Source organism: Rubinisphaera margarita (assembly GCF_022267515.1).
In the GTDB taxonomy this organism is placed as follows: Bacteria; Planctomycetota; Planctomycetia; order Planctomycetales; family Planctomycetaceae; genus Rubinisphaera; species Rubinisphaera margarita.
In genome coordinates this window covers 205,263-229,758 of the sequence record NZ_JAKFGB010000015.1, presented here as the reverse complement: position 1 = coordinate 229,758, position 24,496 = coordinate 205,263, and the positions used below count along the sequence as shown (strand labels likewise).

Sequence of the window (24,496 nt, the reverse complement as noted above, 5' to 3'; positions counted from 1 at the left end):
TCTTTCTCAACGCCCGGTCCGCACTCATTCGCCAGGAGAGCATTGCCTATGAACCGGCTCAGAATTCCTTGTGACATCTGCTGTCTGACCGCGATCCTGCCGCTATTCATCGTTATTGCGATCGCGCCATCAGCTCACGCGTGTTTGTGGGATAACGACACGCTAGCTCAGGAGCGGGCGCGGATGCCGGGGGTGCATGAGGCGGTGATTGGTTTCTTTCCGGTGCATTCGCCCGCTTACGACGAGTGGCGGATCGGCGATCGCCTGCGGCGGCTGGACGAGTTGTCGGACGATGATCCCGCCCGATTGCCGCTTTACGATGACCTCGCCGTCAGTTACGACCGCCTGGAGCGTTCGCGCGAAGCGATCGAGATTATGGAACGGGCCCTCGCCATGGATCCCGATCGCTATGAAACGCTCGCCAACCTCGGCACGGTCCTTGTCCACGCCGGTCGCCTCGATGAAGGTCTCGTTCCTCTTCGACGAGCCCTGGAGATCAATCCTGACGCTCACTTCGGCCGCGAGCGGTATCAGATCCTCGTGATTGACTGGGCTCGACATTCGATGACGGAAGACGGCTGGATGCCGCCCGAGGAGTCGTTTGAGCTTTATCTCTCGTCGGTTAAGAACGGACAGACTGTCGTTGAGGGGGCCGATGCCGAATCGATTTCGTATGACGACGCTCGCGAAGCGATTGTCGGAATGCTCCGGTTCGGACGAGCCGACTCGCCAATTCTCCTTGCCGCACTGGGCTCGCTTCTGGAACGTGCCGTTGATGGGAAACCGACTCAGCAGCGACTGGCCGCTTACGCTTATCTCACGGCTGCCGAGGGGGCACGCGAAACCGGCTGGACCTACGCGGCCAAATACTACACGGAGCAGGCCAGGGACGCGATCCGCATGCAGGAGAACGTGCCGTGGGAGAAGCTCGAGGAAAACTATCGAACGGAACGCCCGCAGGCGCTGGAGTTGAGAGCGCTCGTCGCAGCCGACGAAGCCCAATGGATCGCTGCCGGGGAACCGGTCGACGAACGGTTCCAGGAAAAATGGCTGGTGGACGATCTCCCGGTTGCGCTGCAAACGGTTGACCACCGGGCATTCACCTGGGCTGAACTTGGACAGCTGCTTTTTCGGATCGTGACTGGGATCGCACTGCTTATCCTCGTGCTGTATCTGTTGTTGCACTATTCGCAGCGGAACCTGGACAACGAGAAGGTGAAGGGCGAATGGAAGCAGGCGATGGACGAACAAACGACCGATCGGCACCCGTAAGACAGGTTCGTCCTTGAATGCCCCATCGACGGGTGGCAGCGGTGGGCGAAGTGCGATTTGAGGTCTCGCGTCACAGAGCCCTGGATCGGCAGAGAAAGACTCCGTGTTTTTCACGGGCCTCAAACGGTGGCTTCGCCGCCCTGATCACCGAGCGATCAGAGCCATCCCGGGATTCTCGAATGACACACGTCAACTGAAGTGGATCCCGCGGTAGCCGGTAGCCTGATCATTTTCTGCACGTCGATACTTGTGATTCGTTCCCGTCAATTTCAGTCGGTGGCACAGACATTCCTGTCTGTGGACGAAAAACATGGCTGCGGAGTCGAGTCGTTGAGAACTCTCAATGAGTGGATCGACCGCGAACGAGATGAGCAATCGATTACGCACAGACAGGAATATCTGTGCCACCCCTTCGTAGGAGAATGCACCTGCCGTGTGCCAGGACTGACAGCCTTCCCATCGTACTTCAGATGACTGCACCACCTCTCAATTAGACGTCAAATCCCCCTTCTCCGACGGCTGCGCCGCCCCGAAAGAATCTTTCGGGGCCACCCCTTCGGCAGTTCAGGCCGGCTCTATTGCTCGATCAGATCACAATGGAACGCCCGGCAGGCGGGAGCGTGCCCTACAGCGGTTCCACGATCTCGACGCGGTGGTTTTCGACGCGGAGGCGGCCCTGGGCGAACAGTTCGATCGCTTCCGGGTAGGCTTCGCATTCTTCTCGGAAGACCTTGGCGGCGATCTCGGTCGGTGTGTCGTTGTAGGCGATCGATGTCACTCGTTGAACGATGATTGGGCCGTGGTCGTATTCGTTGTCGGCGAAGTGGACCGTGCAGCCGGCGATTTTCACGCCCCGCTGCCAGGCCGCTTCGTGCACGTGCGAGCCGTGGAAGCCCTTGCCGCAGAAGGCGGGAATCAACGAGGGATGAATATTCATCACACGATTGAGATAGTCGTCCGGAATGCGGAGCAGGCTGAGGAAGCCGCCGAGGATGACGAGATCGACCTGATGCTCGCGGCACAGGCCGAAGATCCGTTCGCTGAAGCTGGCGGTATCGGGAAACTCTTTCCGGGCGCAGACTTCGAGCGGCAGGCCGTGCTTCTCGGCTTTGCCGACGCCGCCACAGTCGGGACGCGAGGCGATCACCAGTGAGACATCTGCGGCGAGGGAACCGTTTCCGATCCGCGTCATGAAGTTGTCGAGCGTGGTGCCGCCGCCGGAGATGAGGACGGCCAGTCGAACCGGCCGTCCGAGCGGCTGCGAAGGGGGGTAAGTCTCGGTCATGAAACAGTCTTGCAGAGCAGTCAGAGGAGAGAGGGTGCGGAATGGATCAGCGTTTGGCGGAGCCTTTGGTGTCTGAGCCGAACGACTCCGGCGGCGTGGCGTTCAACTCTTCAAAAGGAGTCCGCTTCGATTCGCGGTCCAGCAACCATTGCTGATGCAGCGTGAGAGCGATGAACAAACTGAAGATCGCCAGGCCAACGCCAATCAGCAGGATGGTGATCCAGGAGTAGTCGGGCTTTGCCGCAGCGGGAGAGGTCCAGTCGATGCGATTGGCCATCAGCACCGGAGCGAACCGGCCGGTATCGCGGGCTTCATACGTATACATGCGATAGATATAACCGGTGACCGTGACATGATCGACCGCTTGTTCGCCGACCGGGAACCCTTCAGGCAGCTCGGTCGAGAGCACCACGGTGGGATTGGCCTGTGAATCGTCGGTGAAGAGCCAGGTTTCACAGAGTTGATCAATCGCGAAATCGTTCTTGCCGGCGTCACTGACGACCGCCCGCTGGATGTGGCCTGTCATGATAACCGGCCGCCCCTGGTAAGCCTGGGGGTCGAGATACATGTCGACATAAACGGGGAACTTCTCGACCGGCAGGTGCTTGTACTTCGACTGCTCCCACCGCTGCTTCAGGAATTCCTGAGCCGCCTCGCGGAGGGCCTGGGGATCGGCAGTGCGGGCATAAGCGAGGACGCGGTAGTAGAGTTCGTTTTCTTCGGGAAGGAATCCGGCCCGGCTCGTTTTGATGGGAACATCGCGAAGCCAGGGGCTGATGTCGTTGACAGAAACGCCGGACTGTGGAATTCCCGCAGGCGGCTCATCTTGCCCAGCCGGTGTCTCGAATGGGGAAGCCGACGGAGGTGGCGAGTCGAACGGAGATTGCGCGAACAGGGCGACTCCGGGAAGTGTCGACAGGCACAAACCGAGAATCACGGCCAGACACGGGGGGACGAGCGGGAGTGCTGCATGTCGTGCAGAATCTGCAATTCGCCTTCGCTGCCTGATTTCTCGCATGAAATGGGATCCTGTCGGGGTGAAAGCCCGGTCAGTCGGAGCGTCCGGGAGAACGTTGACACCTGACTGGTCAGACCTATAATACGGCATTGATCATCGGCCGTGACGTCTTTTTTCAGAGCGATCGGTCTGAATAAGCAAGTCCGTAAATCCGGTTCTGACAGGACCGAGAGAGACACAAATTTAATAAAGGATTGGACCAGAGTTATGGCCGGCAATGTGATCGAGTTTACCGACGACAATTTCCAAACGGAAGTATTGCAGGGCGATCAGACCGTTCTCGTCGATTTCTGGGCCCCGTGGTGCGGCCCCTGCAAAATGCTGACCCCGACCATCGAAGAGCTGGCCGATCAGTACAAGGGCAAGGCCCGGATCGGCAAGTTGAACACGGATGACAACCCGAACATCGCTTCCGAGCACGGCATCAGCGCCATCCCGACCCTGATGATCTTCAAGGAAGGCGAACTGGTCGAACGACTGACCGGCGTGGTGCCCAAAGAGCAACTTGCAGCAACTCTGGAAAAGCATCTATAATCGGCTCGCGGCGAACGTCGCCGATACGACCGATATGAGCAGCGTCTGACGCTGTGAAGTGATACACGCAGGGAAGGGAGTCCCACGTGAGCCACGAGTCTGAATCAAACGCGCGCCGATCCCTCCCGGGGTCGGCGTCGTCTGTTCCCGGCCAGGAATCCAGCGAATCGACCGCCTCTGCCGCTGCGCGGTCGTCGGAGCATTCCTCCATTCGTCCCGCCGCCAGCCCTGCGCTGCCCGCCGGAGGCCGCCCCGCTGATCCGCTTCTCGCCGATGCGGGCCGCATTTTCGACCAGCTGCGTCTGCGCCTGGCCGAGCTGGAGCACCAGGAATCACAACTCAACGAAAAGTCGGACGAACTGACCGAGCGTCAGACGAGATTTTCCAAATGGGTTGAGCAAACCAAACTCGACCTCGCTCAGCGGGAAACCGAAGTCACCGAGCGGGAAGAAGCGGTCTCGGATCGTGAGCAGAACGTGTCGGCGGAAAGTCGGCTCGTCGAGCAGGACCGCGAATCGGTCGACAACGAACGAGCCGCTCTGGATCGCGAAAAACGCAGCTACGAAGAGCACGTCCGCGAAACCGAAGCGGAGCTGGAGCATCTTCGCACTTCGCGGCTCGAAGAGATCTCCCGCGTTCAGAACGAAGCCGATCAACTGCTCGCCACGAAGCGGGAAGAGTTCGAAGAGTTCTGCCGCGTTCAGCTCGAAGAAATCAGCCAGCAGCAGAACCAGGCGACCCGTCGGCTACGTCTGCAGGAAGATCACCTCGAACGACTGCGGAATCAGTTCGAGCAGCGGAGGCATCAGGCACAGCTCGAAGCTCAACAGACTCAGCAGTCGCTACAGACTTTCTCCGAACAGAACCGCCGGTTGCGGCAGCAGCTCGGTCGTGCCCGGCAGTTGCTGGACGAACGGGCCGACAGCCTGTTCCGCGAAGAGCGAGCCGTTCGCGAACAACTGGACGAAGAGTCGGCCGCCCTCGAAGCGCAGAGGAACGAACTGGAACGAGAAGGAGCCGAGTGGCTGGTGTATCGCAGTCAGTTGGAACAGCGACTCGACGAACAGCAGTCTCTGGTCAACCGGCAACAGGAGTTCGTGCTTCATCAGCAGGAACGTCTGCAGAAGGTCCGACTCGAAATCGAAGACACGCACCGCGACACGCTTTTACTGCGACTTCAGACCGAAGCCCTTCGCAGCGAGATCGCCGCCGAGCAGGACGATGCCTTCGATGAAGCGCGGCTCGAGTCCATCCGTGAACAGTTGAGTGAAGAGTTCGACTCGGCTCGACAGACGCTGGAAGCCGCCTCGGAAGCTCTGCAAAACGATTTCACCGAGCTCCGCAGCCGTTATCAGGAAACGCGTTCCCTTGAGGCGTCGACACGAAAGTGGATCCACGAGAGCCTCATCAAGTGGGAACACCATCGCACGCTGGCCGATCAGGAACGGACCCGTGTCCAGTCGGCTCGCCGCGAATGGGAAGCCGCCCAGAGGAAACGCAGCAGCGAACGCCGCGAAACCGAACGCGTCATCCGCGACCTGCTGGAACAGATCGAAGACCTGCAGCAGTCCACTCCCGCGCCGGAAGCCTTCGAAGACGATCGCAACCTGGCCGCGTAACGCTCGCTCGCGGGTTTGGTTCTCAACCTGAAGTGTGAAGGAAAGTGGTCTGTCGCGAGTCTCTCGTTCACGCTTCGAGTTGGGGCTCGGTTGCCTTCGTTTCGCACTTACGGCTGGAGGCCGAGGTCGGTGAGGGAATCCATAATGCCCTTGAGTTTCTTCAGGGCGCGGATATAGCGGATGCTGGCTGCTTTGACGGAGATGTCGAGGGTCTGGGCCACTTCGTTGTTCGAAAGATCCTCGAAGTGTCGCAACGCAAGCACTTCGCGATCGGTCGCTTCCATCTGCTCGAGGGCCTGCATCAGCCGGGCGTTCATCTCGTCCCGCTTCAGAGACATGCTCGGCGAACTGACCTGCGAGATCAGATGCCCGGCGATACATCCGGAAGTTCCGGGATCGGTCCGGTCAGCGCGCACCTCGCGTTGAATATCGCGGCCCGCGGCCTGAACGTGCTTGCGATGCAAATCAATCAGGGTCTGCTGCACCACGAGGCGCAGCCAGACGAAGACGGACTGAGCCGAGGTCGTATCGCAGTGTTCGATCCGCTGAGCCGCGGCGAGATAGGCGTCCTGCAGCACATCGTCGATATCGAGCCGCGTCGACAGTTGCGGCGAAAGGCGGAACGAAACGATCCGTTCCAGTCGCGGACGGTACTCCGCGAAGCACTGAGACAGCGCCGCTTCACTCCCATTCCGAAGGTCGGGCAGCCAATGGGGTTCCTGGTCTTCGGTCATCGAGCGTCTCCGGAGTCTGCTCCGGGAGGAGATGTGTACCGCGCGGCCATCGGCATGCGACGCCCGCTGCCAAAGGCGCGGCGAGTCAGCTTGATTCCCGGGGGCATCTGGCGACGCTTGAACTCATTCTGATCGAGCTTGCGGAGCACCCATTTCACCACGTCTTCGGGGTAATGCCGAGACACATCGTGCAGCGACAATTCCTTCTCGACAAGCAGTTCAAGAATGCCATCGAGAATGTCGTAGGGAGGCAAAGAGTCCTGATCGAACTGATTGGGTGCGAGTTCCGCACTCGGGGCCTTGGTGATGATGTGATCGGGAATCAATTCCCGACCGGCTCGTTCGTTGGCGAATCGGGCCAGTGCATAGACATCGCGTTTGAGCACATCGCTCAACACAGCGAACCCGCCCGCCATGTCTCCATACAGGGTGCAGTAGCCGACCGCGAGTTCGCTCTTGTTTCCAGTCGCCAGCGGCAGCCAGCCACGAGCATTGCTGCGGATCATGACCATGGCGCCGCGGATACGGGCCTGAAGGTTTTGATCGGGCAGTCCGCCCGGGTCTTTCGCCAGATCGTCCTGCACGCAGACCGTTCTTTCGTAGGCTTTGTGAACCTCATCGATCGGCACCTTGATCGCTTCGATTCCAAGGTTGCGAGCCAGTGCTTCCGAGTCATCGACGCTGTGTCCGCTGCTGTAGCGAGACGGCATCATCAGCGTATGCACGTGCTGCGGTCCGAACGCTTCGGCGGCCAGCAAACTGGCAACAGCGGAATCAATTCCGCCGGACAGCCCGAGCACACATTCCTTGAACCCGGACTTCCGAGCGTAGTCCTGCAGCCCGAGGACCAGAGCATGAAACAACTGCTCGGTTCGAGGAAGAGTCGTATCGCCGAGCGACTCCGTCAGCGATTCGAGGTCGACGGTCTCGACAAGCTCCACGAACGATTTTGACTGATGAACGACCTCTGCACTCGCGTTGAGCACAAAGCTGCCGCCGTCGAAGACCAGATCATCGTTGCCGCCGATCTGATTCACGAAAACAGCCGGGACGCCACCACGCCGGCAGTGATCCTGCATCAGCTGATGTCGCCGCCCCTGCTTTCCGACTTCGAACGGACTGGCCGAAAGGTTGATCAGCAGTTCCGCGCCCCGGTCCATCAGCCGCTGGACCGGATCGAACTCGCACAGTTGCCGCTCGTGATAGAACGTTTCCGGCTGGCCGTACCAGGCGTCCTCACAAATATGAACGCCCAGCTTGCGCCCCTTGAACTCCACATGCTCGACATCTTCGGCTGGCCGGAAGTAGCGGCGCTCGTCGAAGACGTCGTAATTTGGCAGCAGCGTCTTGGCGATCGTTTTCTGGATCTCACACTCATGGAGCAGACTGGCGGCATTGGCACAACGGCCACCCGGCTGGTCGCGGTGTGTCGGGTGCCCGACAAGCACGGCGAGATCGCGGGGCAACTGCTTCGCCAGATATTCAACCGCTTCATCGCAGGCGGCCACGAAACCGGATCGCAGCAGCAGATCCTTCGGGGGATAACCACAGACCACGAGTTCGGCACAGACCATCAGTTCGGCCTGCTGTTCGGCGGCCTGGCGGGCAGCCTCAAGGATTTTGGCGCAGTTTCCCTGAAGATCGCCGACGGTTGGATTCAGCTGGGCGATGGCAATTCGCATCAGACTTGGACGTTCAGATTAGAGTCAGGAAGCAGATTGAGTACGCGGCCGGGTGCTGGTTACTCGGGACGCCGATGCTCTTTCAGGCGATCCCAGGCGATTTTGGGTTCCCCATCGGCGTTGAACAGTCCGGCATGAGGAAAGCGATGGGGGTAGGCATCGTTGAGGTGTGGCCAGAAGATCCCGACGACCGGTTGCTTGGCCATCAGCAGCGACACGAAATCACTGAACCACTCCGCCTGATGCTCCTGCGACCAGGGCTTTCCATCCTGCAGATCATCGACCTTGATTTCAAGTCCTGCCTGCGGATCCTTGTCCGCTCGCGACGGGCATGCCACAGTCACATGCAACGGGACGCCGAAGCTTCCCCAGCTGTCGATGAGCCGGGAAAAACGCAGCAGACGTCGGGCATCGTTGCGGCCGGGTTCGTAGCCGATCGCCAACTCAAGATTGATTCCCGCCAACCCCATTCCTGATCGCAACAGGGCATCGACCACATGCCAGGGGGTGAGCCGATGCTTGCCCCGGGCCTGATAATCGCCCCAGGGACGGTCGATTCGGATAAAGACGCGAGAGTCGCCATCGACCTGCCGGGCGACATCGATCATGCGTCCCGTCAGAGCCAGGAGATTGTCTTCGGTGTAACCAAACAGTCCACCGGTGTTGACTCTTGCGGTCACTTCCCACGTGCGGATTTTTCCGGTGTATCGCGTCACCACGGTTTCGACATAATCGCTGAGGAAGCTCTGCAGGTTGAGAATATCGTGCTTCCAGTTGGCGACCCAGTTGGGAAGTCCGTTCTCCTGAAAATCGAGGAGCGGACCTCCGACGAGCATCAGTTTATTCTTCTGTCCCCACTCGACCTGCTCATCAAACAGATCCCAGTTGTAGGTTCCTTCTTCGGATTCGACCGATCGCCAGTCGAGCGAGATCATCGCTGCGCCAAAGCGTTCGGCGAAATCGTCGGGAAGTTTCTCCACGGGAACTTCGCCCAGATCGCAGCCGAGCAAGGCCGGCGGATGGGCGAACCGCTGCCGACGGACCTGCAGCCGCTGAGCCACGTAGGCTTTTCCCAGCACATTCTCGGCATGGCAAATTTTGGCCAGCGCGACATTGGCGATGCGGGTCGCATTGTCGGGATCGTGCTGCTCGAACGTCGCCAGGACGAAATCCCGGTAGGCATCGCGATACAGGGTTTCGTACTGCTCGGGCACCAGCATCCCGGCATGTTCCCAGGAAGCGGCCTGATCCTTGAGTTCGCAGAGCTGCCCCCGGGCCAGTTCCACGGCCAGGACATACGGGGCTTCGCGTTCGATCAGAGAGCAGGTTCGCAAAATCGGCATGCCGAAGCCGGAGATCGGCCAGGAGATGTTCAGCTTGCCGGAATCGGACTTCTGACGGATGCAGTGTAGAACGGTGCCGTGCACTTCCACCCGCGTGGGAAACACGGTTCCGTCGTAGCTCGACAGAAACGCCTGCTCGAATCGGGAGCGATACGGCAACAGGTCGGCCGAACCGAGATCGAACCGCATCAAACCCATGAACCGGATTCCTCGTACTACAATCGAAGCTGAACGCCTGAGTTTTATTCACGAGGGTACGTTCGCGGGGAAACCATCGTCAGGAACCCGCAGTCGCTGCTCAGTCCCGTCGCACACTGTCGGCCGTCGGGTTTTCGCTCGCCAACCTCGAACGCCCCAAGTGTAGTCGTGATAAGATCCTTGTTCAAGAAGCCGGCAGAGCGATACGATGAGCAGCCGTGTGCACAGAAACCAGCGTATTCCCCAACCGACCCGAGGCTGACTGATGACTTGCGTGCTTGAAACCGAGATTCCGGGCGTCCCGAAACACCAGGGAAAGGTCCGGGATGTGTACGATTTTGGGGAACGCCTGCTGATCGTGGCAACCGACCGGATCAGTGCCTTCGACTGGATCCTGCCGACCGGCGTGCCAGAAAAAGGAAAAATCCTGACGCAGCTCAGCCTGTTCTGGTTCGATCTGCTCGGCGTGCCTCATCATCTGCTCTCGTCGGATCCTCGCGACCTGCCGCTCCCCGACGGAACCGATGTCCAACCGCTGCTCGGGCGGAGCATGGTCGTCAAGAAAACCCAGGTGATTCCGATTGAATGCGTCGTTCGCGGCTATCTGGCCGGTTCCGGCTGGGTCGATTATCAGAAGAATCTGCCCGTCAGCGGTGTGAAACTTCCAGAGGGTCTGGTCGAAAGCAACCGCCTCCCCGAGCCGATTTTCACCCCGTCCACCAAAGCCGTGGAAGGGCATGATATGCCGATTGCTTACGAAGCCGTCCGCGATCAGATCGGTGCAGGCGTAGCCGAAGCGATCCGGGACCTCAGTCACGAGATCTATTCCAAAGCCGCCGATTACGCCCTCGGTAAAGGACTGATTCTGGCCGATACGAAGTTCGAGTTCGGCTTCGAAGGGGGCCAGCCGGCACCGGAGTCGATCATTCTCATCGACGAAGTGCTCACCCCCGACAGTTCCCGCTACTGGCCAGCCGACGACTACGAGCCCGGACGGACTCAAGTGTCGTTCGACAAGCAGTACGTCCGCAACTGGCTGCTTCAAACCGACTGGGACCGCAATTCCCCACCGCCGGAACTCCCGGACGACGTGGTCGCCAATACTCGCAGCAAGTACGTCGAAGCCTATGAACGCCTGACAGGCCGTAAATTCGACTAGAACCCGAGCGGTTCAAGAGGGATGGCGTACGCCCTTCACTCATTCAATCCCCTTCGACCTCTGGATCGTCTTCGCAGGCCGGCATATTCTGAATGAGCGACTTCGCGGCAGTCGCGGGCATGTGGGTTCAAGGAAAAGTCAGCGGCATGGGTAAACGGACGTTTCGAGTCAACCGGTCAAGGTCACCGCTGCTGGCAACGACGCTGGTGATGATCGGGGGACTCTTCACATGCCTGTTGATTGCCGTCCCCTTCTCGGATGATTTAACGATTCCCCTGCTCGTCCTCGCCGGCGGTTTTCTACTGCTCGCTGTGGCGCTCGGCTACCTTCGCCAGCGAACACACGACGTGATGGCCGAACTGTACGCCCTCACCTGGCAGAAGCCAAAGAAGAAAGTGCAGTTCAAACTCCAGCGGCGGCACAACATTCCGCAAACAGGTCCGCGAAAACCGCCGACGGTGGAACAGATTCGCGAGATCAAAGGGAAGTAGCTCTCACAGGGTCGGCGGGCCTCGTCCTCGTGCATTTCTTACAAAAATGAGGCTGGTTTTCGGGCTTTCCTCAAGAGTTTTGGGAGAAACGGCTAGTGTCGCTATACTCCCGCCTCAATCTCGAGATTCCTGTCCCTGTCCATCATCTGTGCTGCCCATGATCCGTCGCTTCCCCGCAATCCGACTCCGTTCGCTGGCACTGCTCGGTCTCTGCCTCGCGCTGACCGGTTGTGGAAAGAGTGTGCAGCAGAGCGGAACCGAACAGCTGCTGACCTCCAACGCCGTGGACCGCGTTGTCGCGGAAATCGATTTCACCCCCCTGGCCTACCAGAAGGTTTACTTCGACGACCGCTATATCCAGGACATCAAAGGGGTCGGCTTCGTCAATTCGAACTACATCATCAGTTCGCTCCGGCAGCAGATGATCGCCGCCCACTGTCGCCTTCAGGACAAAGCCGACACCGCCGATTACGTGGTCGAAGCCCGCGTCGGAGCGCTCGGCAACGACCATCACGAAGTCAGTTACGGGATTCCGGCAACAAACGCACTCAGTTCCGCCTCGGCCGTCGTGCCGACCGCCCCGCCGATGCCCGCGATTCCCGAGATTTCGTTCGCCAAAAAAGAACATCAGCTCGGAGCCGCGAAGATCGGCGTCTTTGCTTACGATCGCCAGACCAAGGAACCGGTCTGGCAGGCCGGCGTCAAATCGAACCGCAGCCGCTCGCGATCCTCATGGCTGCTCGGGATTGGCCCGGTTCAAACCGGAACAATCTACGAAGGGCCGATGTTTGCCGGCGTGCGAATCAAGCGACCGGTCTACGACTGGGTGACCGGCAAGTCTAAGGAAACCCCGGCGGTGGCGCCCCCGATCAACTATCGCAATTCGCACATGTTCCCGCTGGCCCAGAAGCTCGAAGACGAACGCAAGCTCCGCGCGATCGAGTCACAGAACGGAACACTCGAATGGGCCAACCACGAAGAACAGACGAACCAGATTAACAACCTGGTCGAACAGGCCTCTCAGCTGAAAGCCACCGACGACTCGGCTCCCAAAGAAGTCGCAAAGCCGAAGAAGTAGTTGAGCAACTGCCCCCGATTTCCCCAGGGAGCGAGTCAGCCGCGTTCCCTCTCACCCAGACTCTTCCCCTCCAGGGGAGCACGAGAATCAGGCCGGGAATGCTATCGGGCTTCCACCTCGGCTGGCCGCGGGGCTCCCAGCGACATCGTTTGAGGCTGCTCGGCTCGCAGTGCACTGCATTCTTCTTCCAGCTCGGCCAGCTCGATCGTATGGGCCTGAGCCTGCTGACATTCCCGCTGCAGGACCGGGAACATGTCGTGATGCAGCCGCCGGTCGATCAGCCGCGTAACGAGATTCCGCACTTCCTGCTTCAGCCCTCGGCGTAAGCGCCGGGTAAAGAACATGATGAACAGGCCGCACCAGAGCAGCAGAAACACGCCGGCGGGGATGTAAAAATCAGCCGCCAGAATCGGCTCCTCAAAGAGAAACGAATCCCAGAAGAAGTTCTTTCCGATGCGCCAGAGCAGGAAGCCGGGGTAGACCAGAAACAGCAGGTCGTACATCAGCTTCACATGCGACTTCGAGTTCTTCTTTCCGAGACGTTCCACCGCTTCATCGACCTCGGCTTGAGCGTCGTTCAGGAACTCGGCCTGGAACGCACTGCCGACCGGGCGGTTCGGTTCACTGACATCCCTCTGCAGCTTGCGGGTTTCAAAACCGGCCTGCCGGGCGAATCCGTTCAACACGAGTCGCTTTTCTTCGATCTCGGTTTCGCTCACCGCAAGATCGTTGAGATCGGAGACCATCGACGAGAAGTCCTGCTCCTGCTGATGCTGCTTCCACATCCGGGTCCCCTGCGTCAACCCGAGCAGCGCGATGTGAGCCGTCGTGCGGGCCCGCATCAGACCGAACGACCCGAGCAGCGTGCCCAGACTGTGGTTGAGTCGCAGCAGCCACGAAAAGGGACTGCTCCCCCAGCGACGGACCACGGCATCGACAAGCCGCCGTTCCCACAACTGGCGGGCTCCCAGCAGATCTTCCTGCAGTTGCCGCGACATCTGCTCCTGAATCCCCCGCGAGTTCCTGACCAGTTCGGCTTCCAGCTTCTGCAGCGTCGGCTGATATTCGTGCAGCAACGCGGTCGCCCGGGAGAGCGTCGCATACAGCAGATCGAGCACGTTGTCGCGGCGGATGCGACCGCGATTCGACGACGTGAGCTGATGCAGCAGAAAGTTCTGCAGTCGCCCGAGCTCGCCGCTCACCGGCTGCCCGTTGAGCTGTTCCTGCAGCCCTTTCACCGAATCGACAAAGAACAAATCGGGAATCTCATAAGCCCCGGTGAGATGCTTCTTCCAGTCGTCGCGGATATCGACATCGCGGTCGGCATGCGTCTGCACAAAAACCAGCTTGCAGCCCGAAGCCGCTTCCCGAAGTTCATCCTGCACATTCGCCGACCGATACTTCTGCTGAGTCGATGTGTAGATCAGCACATCTGAATGCGGCAGGAACCGCCGAAGACGTTCCAGGTTGCTGGTCGCGTCTTCATTCTCGGAGGTATCCGGATCGGGACAGTCGACAATGACCAGATCCTCAAGCAGCGGAGCATTCGTACGATGGATATCACAGTCATCGGTCGGCAGCTGGAGCAGATCGAAATTGATGTCGGGATGCACCAGAATCTGCGGCCGGGTGGTCGTCGGCCGCTGACGTCCCGCCGTAACCACTTCCTGCCCCAGCAGCGCGTTGACCAGCGAACTTTTCCCGGTCCCGGTGCCGCCGAACATCGCCACCACCAGCGGCAACTGCAACCGCTCGCGAACCGTGCGAACCCGGGGCAGGACACTCTGCAGAAAATGCCGCGCCCGCTGAGCCGGCTCCCACGCCGAGGACTCCCCCGGCCATTCGTCACACCGGTCGATCAGCCGATCGATATGCGAAATCATCTCCAGTTGTGTCAGCTCGGCTTGTCGCATGGGTCTTCTATTTCGTGTCGATAGGAATCGCGTCTCTTCGACTGTATCGCGATTCCCGAGCGGAGGAAAGATCCGGCCCCGATCGCCTGGCCTCCAGCAGAAGAAAGCAGCGACTCCCCCAACCGCGGGTGCCATGCCCACGCTCGCGTGGGCATGCCTGTCATCGATGTCGAACGCCATGAACACCGGAACCGAAAGCCACACGACAGCCTGCCCTACGAGTGCTCCTCATGATTCGCGTTCAACCCCCGGAAGATCGCCCGGCGGAGGGGATTCTGTCGCGACGTGAACTCGGCGTCTTCAGGAAGTTTCTCGCCGAGGGCGAAGGCCATCATCTGGAACTTTGCGTCGATGTCATCGGCGTAATGCACGAGCAGGGCTTCGGGTGTGTGCGGCGAGACGGGCGAGCCCCATTCCGGCAGGTTCTGATGCGAGACGATGATGTGCTCGAGTCGCAGCAGCGTGTCCGGATTCAAATCGGGAGTCGACTTCGCGTAATCGCGGACCATATCGCGACCGAGAAGAATGTGACCGATGAGTCGACCGGGAGCCGTGTAGTCCGCTCCGTGCGGCTCAGCCGAGAGTTCGATCAGCTTGCCGATGTCGTGGAGAATCGCTCCGGCGACGATCAGTTCAATCGACAGCGGCGGCGACATCTCGCTGTAGTACTCGCGATACTTGTGACCGAGATAAACCGCGGTCTTCGTCACCGAAAGGACATGCTCCAGAAAACCGGAGCGGTACGCGTGATGATTCCGTGAGGCAGCCGGGTATTCGCGGATGTCGGCGTCGTGGTCGTCGAGAATGGCCAGCACGAGGCGCTGCAGTGGAGCATCGCTGATCTCCTGCTCCACGATCCCGCGCAGTTCCTGCATCATCCGGTCGGTGTCGAAGCGGGACTGCGGCAGATAATCGGCCGGGTTGAAGCCGTCGGCTTTGTCGTCGTCGTTCACTTCGCGAATGCGTTCAATCTCAATCTGCGGGCCGTACTGGTTTTCGGTGTAGCGAACCCGCAGACGGAAGAACTGGCCGGGAGCCCACGACTCATCGCAGACTTCAAACCAGCTTGAGTCACTCCAGATCATCGCGGTCGCCGTCCGCTTCAGATCACGGAACTGACAGCGATAGTACGGCTTGCCATCACGAGTCTCGGCTCGCTGCCGATCGCATAACAGAGCGAAGCACTCGCCCTTCTTACCGGCGGCAATATCCGAGAGCTTAACCAGAGCTTCGGCGGTTTCGCTCTCCTCCGCTCCTCCACCAAACAGCGAACGATTCACGGCTGGTCCTTCTTTGCAGGGGCTTTCAGATCGTAACACAACAGACTGTTCTCACTGCGGAGAAACATCCGGCCGCGACTCAACACCGGGGCGGCCCAGCAGGGGTAGTTCATCGAGTCCGGCTTGAAGCGACTGATCTCGCGGAAGCCCTTTGGACTCGCATCGATCAGAGCAACCGTGCCCCGTTCGCCGAGGACGATGAATTGATCTTCGACGAGAATCATCGAACCGCGTCCATAATAGGGCCACGGTTCGATCTCATTCGTTTCCGTGTTCCGCACACTGCTGCTGGACGCCGGCGTGAACTGAGTCACCGGCCCTTCCCAGCCGATCGTTTCCCAGACGACCTCGCCGGTGTCGATCTTCAGACAGCGTAACGTCGAACCATTTTCGTGACGTCCGCTGAAACCATAGATATAGTCGCCGACCGGAATCGGTGTCGACCAGTGAGCCAGCATGTTCTCGCTGTCCCGCCAGACTTCGGTGAAGCTCGTTCCATCCGGGTTGACCTCCAGCAGAGCGGCTCCCGTGCGATACGCGGCTGTGATGAGCACGCGATTTCCGATGACGACCGGACGAGCCGCGTTGACCGATTCATGATCGCGCGAGCGGAACCAGTAGTGAAAGTTCTCCTTCCCGGTTTTCGGATCGAGCGAAACCAGTCCGTGACGCAGCAGACAGAAGACATGCCGCTTGCCGTGAATCGTCGCCGCGATCGGAGAGGAGTAACTGACGACCATTTCCTCGCCGGTCCATTCGTAGGTTTCTTCCCCCCGCCAGCCTGTGGGCGAGCCCGCCCAGGTATCGCGGCCCGTGTTCTGCCAGAGGGTCTTTCCGTTGTTCGCGTCGAACGCCACGACGCCGGCGTTTGGCTGGCCGCCGACAAGAACAATCAGCGTATCCCCTTCCAGAATCGGCGTGGCTCCGACACCGAAGAAGGCATCGGGAACGTTGAAGTCCTTATGCGTTTCTCGTTCCCAGATCAGCTTGCCATCGGCCAGATTCAGACAAAGCAGCCGGCCTTCCGCGCCGAAGGTGTAACAGCGTTCTTCCGTGAGCAGAGGCGAGCAGCGGGGGCCGTTGTTGTAGCCGTACGGATCGGAGAAGTTCGACGGCGATTCGTACGTCCACAGAGACTTTGCCGTCTGCACATCGAAGCACTGCACGATTTCCTGATCGCGGAGGCGATGATGACAGACGACGAAATTGCCTCGAACCGAGGGAGCACTGTAACCGGTGCCGATCTCAACCTCCCACAACTGCGGTGGACCTCCCGCCGGCCAGTCTTTCAGCAGACCGGTCTCACTCGAGATGCCGATCCCGGAATTGCCGAGAAACACCGGCCAGTCTTCGCCCGCTCGAGGCTCGTTATTCGGGGCGGCGGCTGCTTTCGGTTCGGCAGCCGAGCAGGAAAGCCCCTGCACTGAAAGAATCAGCAGGAGCGTGAGGCGGGGGATTGAGAGATTCATCAAGACAGTTCCATCTTCCTGGGGAAACACGGGGCGGGCAGCAGCCTCTACTGATTGCGTCGCTGGGCGCGATTCTTGGCGGCGGCGAAGACATCGACCTTGGGGGGCTGCGTCGGCGGGGCGGATTCTTCTTTCGGCCGGGCGGCTGGCTTCGCGGGAGCGGGAGCCGACTTCTTCTCGGCTTTCGGCTTCGACGGGCGGAACAGTTTTGTTCGCGGACTGGCAGCCGTTTGCGGACTCTCGACATCCTTCTTCGTCGCCGACTTCCGCACGAACAGATCGCCCCAGAGCGACAGTCGGCGGCCGGCGATTTCCATGAGCAGCAGGATCAGCGTTGCCACCAGCAGATGCGGCACCAGCGAGACCTTCTTCGGACTGCGCGGCGGATCGGCGAAGACGCTCAGGATTTCCGTTCGCTGTTCACCACCCGTCAGCCGGGCGATTTCGGCCAGCACTTCCCGCCCTTCCGGCAACCCGACGCGAGGAGCGAACTCCGGCGAATAGGGAAGCGACAGGGCCGGCCCCCGCTGAAACTCGCGGTCACTCGCTTTGATCAACGTTCGATACGTCCCCATCGTTTCCATGCGGAAACGGGCCTGCAGGGTATCGGGGCCGATCCAGGTGAACTCCGGCGAAAGAATCTCGGTCCGCTCTTCGCCCGGCGGCACGACAATCAACTCGGGGACTTCGTTGCCGCCCCGGTTCGGGCGATTCGGATCGAGCTCCACCGTGGCGATCGCATCCTGTCCATCCCGTTCAATGTTGAGATAGACATCATCCGGCGATTCGGTCCCCAGCAGCCAGCGTGCATGCGTGATGAGGAAATCGTTGTAGCCTTCCCAGTTGCCGAGTCCACCCGAGAACTTGCCATCGACTTCCAGCGTAATCGCCGCGACACGCCCGATGCCGCGATACCAGAACGCGGAAAAGGGAGCCTGATACTCGTCCCCCGACACCACGCCCATCGTGGCATCCGGCTTGAGGTAACTCAGGTTGTAACCTTCCACATTCGGAAACGCCGAGCTGCCCCAGTCGCCGATGAGCCGGGAGTCGGTCAGCTGTTGTCCCGGAATGCCCTGCGGCTGCGTTTCAGAATCGGCTTCCACGAAACTGCTGCGGGCGACGCTCATCGTGTCTTCCGTGAACAGCCGCGGCAATTCGGCGGCGTCTTCGGTAAACATGATGTTGCCGCTGCCCAGCGTGGCAATTTCTTCAAGCAATTTGGAATCGACATCGGTCGGTTTGCCGAGGCCGATCACGCTCACGGTAATCCCGGCAGCTTCGTAGCTCTTCAGCAGATTCCGGAAGTCGCCCGGTTCCTCGCTGTCGTTGGCATCGGAAAAGAGAATGATGTGCTTGGTCGACTGGTCCGCTTTCACCAGTTCATCGCCGGCGGCGACGAGAGCCTCGTAGACGAAGATCCCGCCTCCCATACTCTGAATGCCGAGCACCTGACTGGCGAGAGCCTCCGGATTCGTAACCGGGGTGAGGTTCACAATATCGTGCGGCGAACTGTCGACGGCGATCACGGCAACGCTGTCCCCGGGAGAGAGCAGCCGAATACACTCCGCCGTGCCCAAGTTGGCGAGGTCCATCTTCGTCTTGCCGCCCGCCACGGGAGCGGTCATCGAGCCGGAACGATCGAGAGCAATCGCGAGGGCGAGTCGATTCTTCCGATGCTCTTCCCGCATCTCCATCGAGACGGGCAGAATCTCATCGAGCGGACTGTTGAAGTAACCGCCGACGCCGAAGCTCCGCTGACCGCCGGTCAGCATCAACCCGCCACCAAGATCTTCGACGTACTGAGCCAGCAGTTCCATGTTCTGCCGCCCGAACAGACCAGCCGGAACGTTCTCGACGATCACCGCCCGATAGCCATCGAGCGCATCCTGAGAGAGTTCGAACGAGCCGACCGCGGCGACATCGACATCAATCCGCCCGGCCCGCAATGCCTGCACGAGATTCCCGGCCTGCCCATCGGCATTCAGCACGAGCAGTCGCGGCCCGGCATCGACCCGCAGTCCGCCTTCGCCGCGATTGTTCTCAGCCACGGGATCATTCGGAATCACCAGCTCGGCTTCATACCGCGAGAAGCCCGGGCGATCGACCAGATCGCGAAACAGAATGCGGTTCCGCCCCAGTGAAAATTCGCGATCGCTGCTGGCGATGATCTCCCCATCGCGACGGATGACCAGCTTTCCCTCGGTCATCCGATCGGCCTGCACATAAACCGAAAACTGAAACGGTTCGCGGGGCGAGACCTGTTCCGGGAGACTGAGCGATTCTACAGCGACATCGCCAACCCGCAGTCGATCGAACAATCGGTAATCGACCGGCACGCCCGCCTCCCGCGCCTGCCGGGCCGCCGAGTTCGGATCGAGCCCGTTCGCTTCGCCATCGGAGAGCAGCAGAATCCGCGTCGGCCGTTTGTTGTCGCTGATGTTGACCGCTGTCTGAATCGCGGCATGCAGATCGCTGCCATCGATATTGACCGTCCGCGAGTATTCCGAGAAGAGAGCCGTCTCGGAAGGGAGCCGCTCCATTTGAGCCGAGGAGCCGAATGTGACGAGCCCGACCCGATCCCCCCGACCGCGGTTGCGATCGAGATTGTTGATCAGCTCTTCGAGGTTCCGCTGCGAGTCTTCCGACATCGATCGCGACCGGTCGGCCACAACGATGACATCGACCCCCTCGCCGCCGAGATTATAAAGCGGCCCGGCGACCGCCAGGACGAGCAGGAGCACCATCACGCCGCGAATCCACGCTGTCGCCCGCCCCATCCGGGCGAACTTCCAGAACACGAACGCGAGTGGAATCCCGATCAGCAGCAGTTCCGGATAATAAAGCTCAATCATCACGAAGAACACTTGCCGCGAAGGATCTGCGAATCAGAAAGGACATCCCGCCATTCTACGCAGAGCGATGTGCGAAATACCAGTTGAGACAACCCGGAGATCGGGAATCCCGTTCCAGCCGAACCTTATTCGGGAAGTCGATTCGCGATCGCGAAGTCGCCGCCACAGACTCAACTAAGCTTCGCCCCGTTGGGCACCTGCTGATCCGGCACGGCGAGCACAACCGCTCCGTCTTCGCGGTAGAAACCGGTGATCAGGAACTCGGAACGAAACGGGCCGATCTGCTTGGGCGGGAAGTTGACGACTCCCACGATCTGCCGACCGACCAGCTCGTCGGGCTGATACAACGCCGTAATCTGAGCACTCGACTGGCGGATGCCGATCTCTCCGCCGAAATCGACCCGCACCTGATAAGCCGGCTTCCGGGCTTCGGGGAACTCCTTCACCTCGATGATGGTGCCGACTCTCAGTTCGACCTTCTCAAAATCGGCCCAGCTGATTTCCTGCATCGTTCGTCTCGCCTTTCATGTTCTGGGATTCGTGGAGTCGTTACGTCGGTCGACAGCCCGCCGGCGGGTTCGGTTCACCGGTCTTCGCCGCCCTGGATTTCGGATCAGCGGATATTGCAACGTTGATCGATCACGGGTAGATTGATCTCTGGTTTCAGCTGGAGCGCACTTTCTTGCGTCGCGTCGTTCACCTTATTGTTGTCTTCTGCTCAGCTGCTGCGCCGATTCTCAGTCACGCAGCGGAGACGGTTGACTTTTCCCGCGACATCCAGCCGCTTCTGGAACAGCACTGTTCCGCATGCCACGGCGGCGAGGAACGGAACGGCAGCCTCAGCTTCGAGGACCGGACCACGGTTTTCTCGGAAGCCGACTCGGGCCGCAAGGCGATTATCCCCGGCAAATCGGCAGAAAGCGAGCTGATCCGCCGGGTCCGTTCGACTCACGAAGAGGAGCAGATGCCGCCCGAAGGGGACCGGCTCTCCGAAGCCGAGATCGCCCTGCTCTCCCGCTGGATCGACGCCGGAGCAAACTGGCCGCAAAGTTCGTCACCTTCGACTTCGACCGTTGTAGAAACCGACCACTGGTCGTTCCAGCCGCTCGCGAATTCACAGCCGCCGGAAGTCGCCGACCCGAACTGGTCCCAGCACGAGATCGACCGCTTTCTGCAGAAAGCCCGAGCCGAAAACGGACTGGCTCCGACCGAGCTGGCGAGCCCCGAAGTTCTGATTCGTCGCGCCAGTTATGATCTGACCGGACTGCCGCCATCTCCCGACGAAGTCAAACGCTTCGTCGCGGCTGCCGAGAAGGAGGGAACGGAAAAGGCGTTTGCCACTCTGGTGGACGACCTGCTCAGCCGGCCGACTTACGGCGAGCGCTGGGGGCGGCACTGGATGGACTGGGTTCGCTATGCCGACACCGCCGGCGACAACTCCGACTTTCCGATTCCCCAGGCGTATCTGTATCGCAACTACATCATCGAATCCTTCAATCAGGAACTGCCTTACAATCGCTTTCTGACCGAACAGATCGCCGGCGACCTGCTGCCGGCTGATACGCTCGAACAACGGAACCGGCAGACGATCGCGACCGGCTATCTGGCGATGTCCCGCCGCTTTGGCTCGCTGGTCGAACGCTACCCGTGGCATCTCACCATCGAAGACACGATCGACAACATCGGCCGCACGATGCTCGGCCTGACAATCTCCTGTGCCCGCTGTCACGACCACAAGTTCGATCCGATCAGCACCCGCGACTACTACGGAATCTATGGCATCCTCGCCAGCACACGGTATCCGTTTCCCGGCATTGAACTCTTTAAGACGCAAATGGACCTCGTCCCGCTGCTGTCCGATGAAAAAGTCGCCGAGGTCATGAAGCCTCATCAGGAACAGACCGACAAACTCAAAGCCGAGCTCGAAAAGATCCTCGCCGAGTGTGAGCAGAAAGCTCAGGACAACGCGGCGAAAGCCCCGACCGCCAGTGTTGCCGAACAGCGAAAGATGTCGGGCGAACTCGACCGAATGCTGATCAAAGCCCGTCGAGCCGGCGAGGCGCTCGCCAAACACCTCAAGTCACTTCCCGACATGCCGACCGCTTACGCAGTGCAGGATGCGATTCCGGTCAACGCCCGTGTGCAGATCAAAGGGGAACCGGATCGCCCGGGAGCAGAGGTGCCGCGAAAGTTCCCCGATGTCCTCGGCGGCCACAAACTGCCGAATGACATCGCCGCCAGCAGCAGTGGACGACTTCAACTCGCTGAGTGGATCACCTCCCCGGAAAATCCGCTGACCGCTCGTGTGATCGTGAACCGAATCTGGCAGCGGCACTTCGGCACCGGTCTTGTGCCGTCGGCCAGTGACTTCGGGCTTCGTGGCGAGGAACCGACGCATCCGGAACTGCTCGACTGGCTGGCCGCCGAGTTCATCCGGTCCGGCTGGTCGATTAAACATCTGCATCGACTCATCATGAACTCGCGAACGTATCAGCTCGCCAGTTCCGATGTCCCGCAGAATCTGGCGTCCGATCCGGGCAACCACTTCTACTGGAAGTTCAACCGGCAGCGGCTCGATGCGGAATCAATTCGCGACACGCTGCTGCTCATCTCGGGCAAACTCGAAGCGGGCATGCCCGAGGAGCCGCATCCATTTCCCGAGATGAAGAAATGGACCTACACGCAGCATCACCCGTTCAAGGATTCCTACGACAGCAACCGCCGCAGCGTCTATCTGATGACTAAACGGCTCACGGTGCAGCCGTACTTCCAGACCTTCGACGGAGCCGATCCCAACGTCTGCACCAGCGACCGCGATCAGTCGGTCACGGCTCTGCAGGCACTCTACTTCGTCAACGACGAGTTCCTGCACCAGCAGGCCAGTGAATACGGAAAGCAACTCGCGGCCAGCAAGGGCACGGACCGCGAACGACTCCTCACCGCCTTTGAAACCATCCTCTGCCGGACACCGACCCCACAGGAGTTGAGCCTGCTTGAGGACCACCTTGCAGCCGTCCGTAAGGCGACCGATAAGGAGAAAGAAGCCGAACAACTGGCGTGGGCCAGCGTCACCCGCAGCCTGTTTCGGTTGAACGAGTTTCTGTACATCGACTGACCCCGGGATTACGCCGCTTTTCCTTAATTAACCGAAGAACCATGAACGATTTCGCTCTCAGTCGCCGGAATGTGATTCGCTCTCTGTTCAGCAGTTCGCTGCTGATGCCGGGGGTGCTGTCCGAGCTTTTCGCGGCGGACAATCCGCTGGCCGCGCGGAGTTCGCACGTTCCGGCGAAGGCGAAGTCGGTCATCTTCATCTATGCCACCGGCGGCGTTTCGCACATTGATACGTTCGACCCGAAGCCGACCGGGAAGGGGCGCGACGGCTCGGGCAACGACAAGCTGATGGGCAACATCTTCGGGGCGGACCGCAACCGCGAATGCGGCACCGAGGTCAGCAATCTGTTTCCGCATCTGCGGACGATGATGCAGGACATCTGCGTCATCCGTTCGATGAAGGCGTCGCACTTCGATCATTCTGAAGCGACGCTCGGCATGCACACCGGCTCGCCGACATTCGCCCGGCCAAGTATGGGATCGTGGATCAGTTACGGGCTCGGCTCCTTCAATCAGAATCTGCCGAGCTTCATCGTCATCGCTCCGCATCTTCCGTACGGCGGCACGCAGGTCTACGCCAGCGACTTCCTCCCGGCCGTTCATCAGGGAACGCGGGTGCTGCCGGGCGATAACCCGATCGCCAATCTGAAGCCGCCGGGTTCGACCGGATCGCTGCAGGAGCTGGAGTTCAATCTCGTCGATCAGCTCAACCAGCGGCATTTCCGCGAGCGGAGTCACGACACCGCTCTGGCGGCTCGCATCCGTTCCTTCGAAACCGCCTTCCAGATGCAGCAGGCGGCTCCGGAAGCGTTCGACCTGAAGAGCGAGCCGGCTCATGTGCAGACGATGTACGGGCTCGACCGGAAGACCAAAGGACCGGGAGCCGATTTCGCGTGGCAGTGTCTCGTCGCCCGCCGGCTCGTGGAACGGGGCGTTCGGTTTATTGAACTGATCGACACCGGTTCCCGTCCGAACTGGGACTCACACGGCGAGATGAAGGAGCACGCCGACCTGGCTTACAACGTCGATCAGCCGATGGCCGCTCTCATTGCCGACCTGAAACAGCGGGGCATGCTGGACGAGACGATTGTTGTCTGGGCGACCGAATTTGGTCGCACACCGACCCGCGAAGGCAAGAACGGCCGGGGGCATCACCGGGACTGTTTCAGCATCTGGCTGGCCGGCGGCGGCTTCCGCGGTGGACACGTGCACGGCGTGACCGACGAGATCGGCAAGTACACGGTTGAGAAGCCGGTGGAGGTCCACGACCTGCATGCCACGATTCTGCATCAGCTCGGCATGAACCACGAGAAGCTCACCTTCCGCCACGCCGGCCGCGATTTCCGCCTCACCGATGTGCACGGACACATTGTCCAGGAGATCCTGAGTTAGAGTCGTTCTTTGAAATCTGGCATGCCAGTTGCTCGTCTGGTCACTGGCATCAACAGGTTT

18 protein-coding genes are annotated in these 24,496 nt (G+C 60.2%); 8 read left to right on the top strand and 10 right to left on the bottom strand.

Going from position 1 to position 24,496, the window contains the following annotated elements:
- Positions 1-48: 48 nt before the first annotated feature.
- Positions 49-1,272 (top strand): tetratricopeptide repeat protein, encoded by a 1,224-nt coding sequence (locus L1A08_RS17240; protein ID WP_238757762.1) that lies wholly within the window; start codon positions 49-51, stop codon positions 1,270-1,272.
- Positions 1,273-1,897: 625 nt separating this feature from the next.
- Here the strand turns inward: L1A08_RS17240 and purN are convergent.
- Positions 1,898-2,557 carry a phosphoribosylglycinamide formyltransferase gene (gene purN, locus L1A08_RS17235; RefSeq protein WP_238757761.1) on the bottom strand — a complete coding sequence of 220 codons (660 nt, stop codon included), beginning with the start codon at positions 2,555-2,557 and terminating at the stop codon, positions 1,898-1,900.
- 46 nt (positions 2,558-2,603) lie between these two features.
- Positions 2,604-3,575, bottom strand: coding sequence for a hypothetical protein (locus L1A08_RS17230; protein WP_238757760.1), 972 nt, complete (start codon positions 3,573-3,575; stop codon positions 2,604-2,606).
- 207 nt (positions 3,576-3,782) lie between these two features.
- Between L1A08_RS17230 and trxA the strand changes: the two genes are divergently transcribed.
- Entirely contained in the window at positions 3,783-4,109 is a 327-nt protein-coding gene (gene trxA, locus L1A08_RS17225) for a thioredoxin (RefSeq protein WP_238757759.1), read from the top strand.
- An 86-nt stretch (positions 4,110-4,195) separates the two neighbouring features.
- Positions 4,196-5,728 carry a hypothetical protein gene (locus L1A08_RS17220; RefSeq protein ID WP_238757758.1) on the top strand — a complete coding sequence of 511 codons (1,533 nt, stop codon included), beginning with the start codon at positions 4,196-4,198 and terminating at the stop codon, positions 5,726-5,728.
- Between the two features lie 107 nt (positions 5,729-5,835).
- On the opposite strand, the gene L1A08_RS17215 is transcribed toward L1A08_RS17220, so the two are convergent.
- The 3 genes from L1A08_RS17215 to L1A08_RS17205 are packed head-to-tail and all read right to left on the bottom strand — an operon-like array spanning position 5,836 to position 9,685.
- A complete protein-coding gene (locus L1A08_RS17215; RefSeq protein ID WP_238757757.1) occupies positions 5,836-6,462 on the bottom strand; it encodes a sigma-70 family RNA polymerase sigma factor in 627 nt (208 codons plus the stop codon).
- Positions 6,459-8,144 (bottom strand): NAD+ synthase, encoded by a 1,686-nt coding sequence (locus L1A08_RS17210; protein WP_238757756.1) that lies wholly within the window; start codon positions 8,142-8,144, stop codon positions 6,459-6,461. The genes L1A08_RS17215 and L1A08_RS17210 overlap by 4 nt, the downstream gene beginning before the upstream one ends.
- Before the next feature lie 59 nt (positions 8,145-8,203).
- Positions 8,204-9,685, bottom strand: coding sequence for an endo-1,4-beta-xylanase (locus L1A08_RS17205; protein WP_238757755.1), 1,482 nt, complete (start codon positions 9,683-9,685; stop codon positions 8,204-8,206).
- A 265-nt stretch (positions 9,686-9,950) separates the two neighbouring features.
- On the opposite strand from L1A08_RS17205, the gene L1A08_RS17200 reads away from it, so the two are divergent.
- The 3 genes from L1A08_RS17200 (at position 9,951) to L1A08_RS17190 (ending at position 12,413) form a co-directional block, all read left to right on the top strand.
- Entirely contained in the window at positions 9,951-10,844 is an 894-nt protein-coding gene (locus L1A08_RS17200) for a phosphoribosylaminoimidazolesuccinocarboxamide synthase (RefSeq protein WP_238757754.1), read from the top strand.
- A 146-nt stretch (positions 10,845-10,990) separates the two neighbouring features.
- Positions 10,991-11,335 carry a hypothetical protein gene (locus tag L1A08_RS17195; RefSeq protein WP_238757753.1) on the top strand — a complete coding sequence of 115 codons (345 nt, stop codon included), beginning with the start codon at positions 10,991-10,993 and terminating at the stop codon, positions 11,333-11,335.
- 157 nt (positions 11,336-11,492) lie between these two features.
- Complete coding sequence (locus tag L1A08_RS17190; RefSeq protein ID WP_238757752.1) at positions 11,493-12,413, top strand: DUF6655 family protein; 921 nt, start codon at positions 11,493-11,495, stop codon at positions 12,411-12,413.
- A 101-nt stretch (positions 12,414-12,514) separates the two neighbouring features.
- Here the strand turns inward: L1A08_RS17190 and L1A08_RS17185 are convergent, their stop codons facing one another.
- The 5 genes from L1A08_RS17185 to L1A08_RS17165 form a co-directional block, all read right to left on the bottom strand.
- Entirely contained in the window at positions 12,515-14,326 is a 1,812-nt protein-coding gene (locus L1A08_RS17185; RefSeq protein WP_238757751.1) for a GTPase, read from the bottom strand.
- Positions 14,327-14,541: 215 nt separating this feature from the next.
- Positions 14,542-15,606 carry a 3'-5' exoribonuclease YhaM family protein gene (locus L1A08_RS17180; protein ID WP_238757750.1) on the bottom strand — a complete coding sequence of 355 codons (1,065 nt, stop codon included), beginning with the start codon at positions 15,604-15,606 and terminating at the stop codon, positions 14,542-14,544.
- A complete protein-coding gene (locus L1A08_RS17175; protein WP_238757749.1) occupies positions 15,603-17,075 on the bottom strand; it encodes a PQQ-binding-like beta-propeller repeat protein in 1,473 nt (490 codons plus the stop codon). Before L1A08_RS17175 ends, L1A08_RS17180 begins: the two co-directional genes overlap by 4 nt.
- A 47-nt stretch (positions 17,076-17,122) precedes the next feature.
- Positions 17,123-19,930, bottom strand: a complete 2,808-nt coding sequence (locus L1A08_RS17170; RefSeq protein WP_238757827.1) for a VWA domain-containing protein — start codon at positions 19,928-19,930, stop codon at positions 17,123-17,125.
- Positions 19,931-20,100: 170 nt separating this feature from the next.
- Complete coding sequence (locus tag L1A08_RS17165) at positions 20,101-20,439, bottom strand: tRNA-binding protein (protein WP_238757748.1); 339 nt, start codon at positions 20,437-20,439, stop codon at positions 20,101-20,103.
- A gap of 173 nt (positions 20,440-20,612) precedes the next feature.
- On the opposite strand from L1A08_RS17165, the gene L1A08_RS17160 reads away from it, so the two are divergent.
- Together L1A08_RS17160 and L1A08_RS17155 are read left to right on the top strand one after the other, a co-directional pair.
- A complete protein-coding gene (locus tag L1A08_RS17160; protein ID WP_238757747.1) occupies positions 20,613-23,045 on the top strand; it encodes a PSD1 and planctomycete cytochrome C domain-containing protein in 2,433 nt (810 codons plus the stop codon).
- 41 nt (positions 23,046-23,086) lie between these two features.
- The gene (locus tag L1A08_RS17155) at positions 23,087-24,436 is read left to right on the top strand and encodes a DUF1501 domain-containing protein (RefSeq protein WP_238757746.1); all 1,350 of its coding nucleotides are present in this window, start codon (positions 23,087-23,089) and stop codon (positions 24,434-24,436) included.
- The last annotated feature ends 60 nt before the right edge of the window (positions 24,437-24,496 follow it).

Bases quoted from the DNA above. Each gene is read 5' to 3' on its own strand.
- L1A08_RS17240 (WP_238757762.1), top strand. From the start codon at position 49: ATGAACCGGCTCAGAATTCCTTGTGACATCTGCTGTCTGACCGCGATC.
- purN (WP_238757761.1), bottom strand. From the start codon at position 2,557: ATGACCGAGACTTACCCCCCTTCGCAGCCGCTCGGACGGCCGGTTCGA.
- L1A08_RS17230 (WP_238757760.1), bottom strand. From the start codon at position 3,575: ATGCGAGAAATCAGGCAGCGAAGGCGAATTGCAGATTCTGCACGACAT.
- trxA (WP_238757759.1), top strand. From the start codon at position 3,783: ATGGCCGGCAATGTGATCGAGTTTACCGACGACAATTTCCAAACGGAA.
- L1A08_RS17215 (WP_238757757.1), bottom strand. From the start codon at position 6,462: ATGACCGAAGACCAGGAACCCCATTGGCTGCCCGACCTTCGGAATGGG.
- L1A08_RS17210 (WP_238757756.1), bottom strand. From the start codon at position 8,144: ATGCGAATTGCCATCGCCCAGCTGAATCCAACCGTCGGCGATCTTCAG.
- L1A08_RS17205 (WP_238757755.1), bottom strand. From the start codon at position 9,685: ATGGGTTTGATGCGGTTCGATCTCGGTTCGGCCGACCTGTTGCCGTAT.
- L1A08_RS17200 (WP_238757754.1), top strand. From the start codon at position 9,951: ATGACTTGCGTGCTTGAAACCGAGATTCCGGGCGTCCCGAAACACCAG.
- L1A08_RS17195 (WP_238757753.1), top strand. From the start codon at position 10,991: ATGGGTAAACGGACGTTTCGAGTCAACCGGTCAAGGTCACCGCTGCTG.
- L1A08_RS17190 (WP_238757752.1), top strand. From the start codon at position 11,493: ATGATCCGTCGCTTCCCCGCAATCCGACTCCGTTCGCTGGCACTGCTC.
- L1A08_RS17185 (WP_238757751.1), bottom strand. From the start codon at position 14,326: ATGCGACAAGCCGAGCTGACACAACTGGAGATGATTTCGCATATCGAT.
- L1A08_RS17175 (WP_238757749.1), bottom strand. From the start codon at position 17,075: ATGAATCTCTCAATCCCCCGCCTCACGCTCCTGCTGATTCTTTCAGTG.
- L1A08_RS17170 (WP_238757827.1), bottom strand. From the start codon at position 19,930: ATGATTGAGCTTTATTATCCGGAACTGCTGCTGATCGGGATTCCACTC.
- L1A08_RS17165 (WP_238757748.1), bottom strand. From the start codon at position 20,439: ATGCAGGAAATCAGCTGGGCCGATTTTGAGAAGGTCGAACTGAGAGTC.
- L1A08_RS17155 (WP_238757746.1), top strand. From the start codon at position 23,087: ATGAACGATTTCGCTCTCAGTCGCCGGAATGTGATTCGCTCTCTGTTC.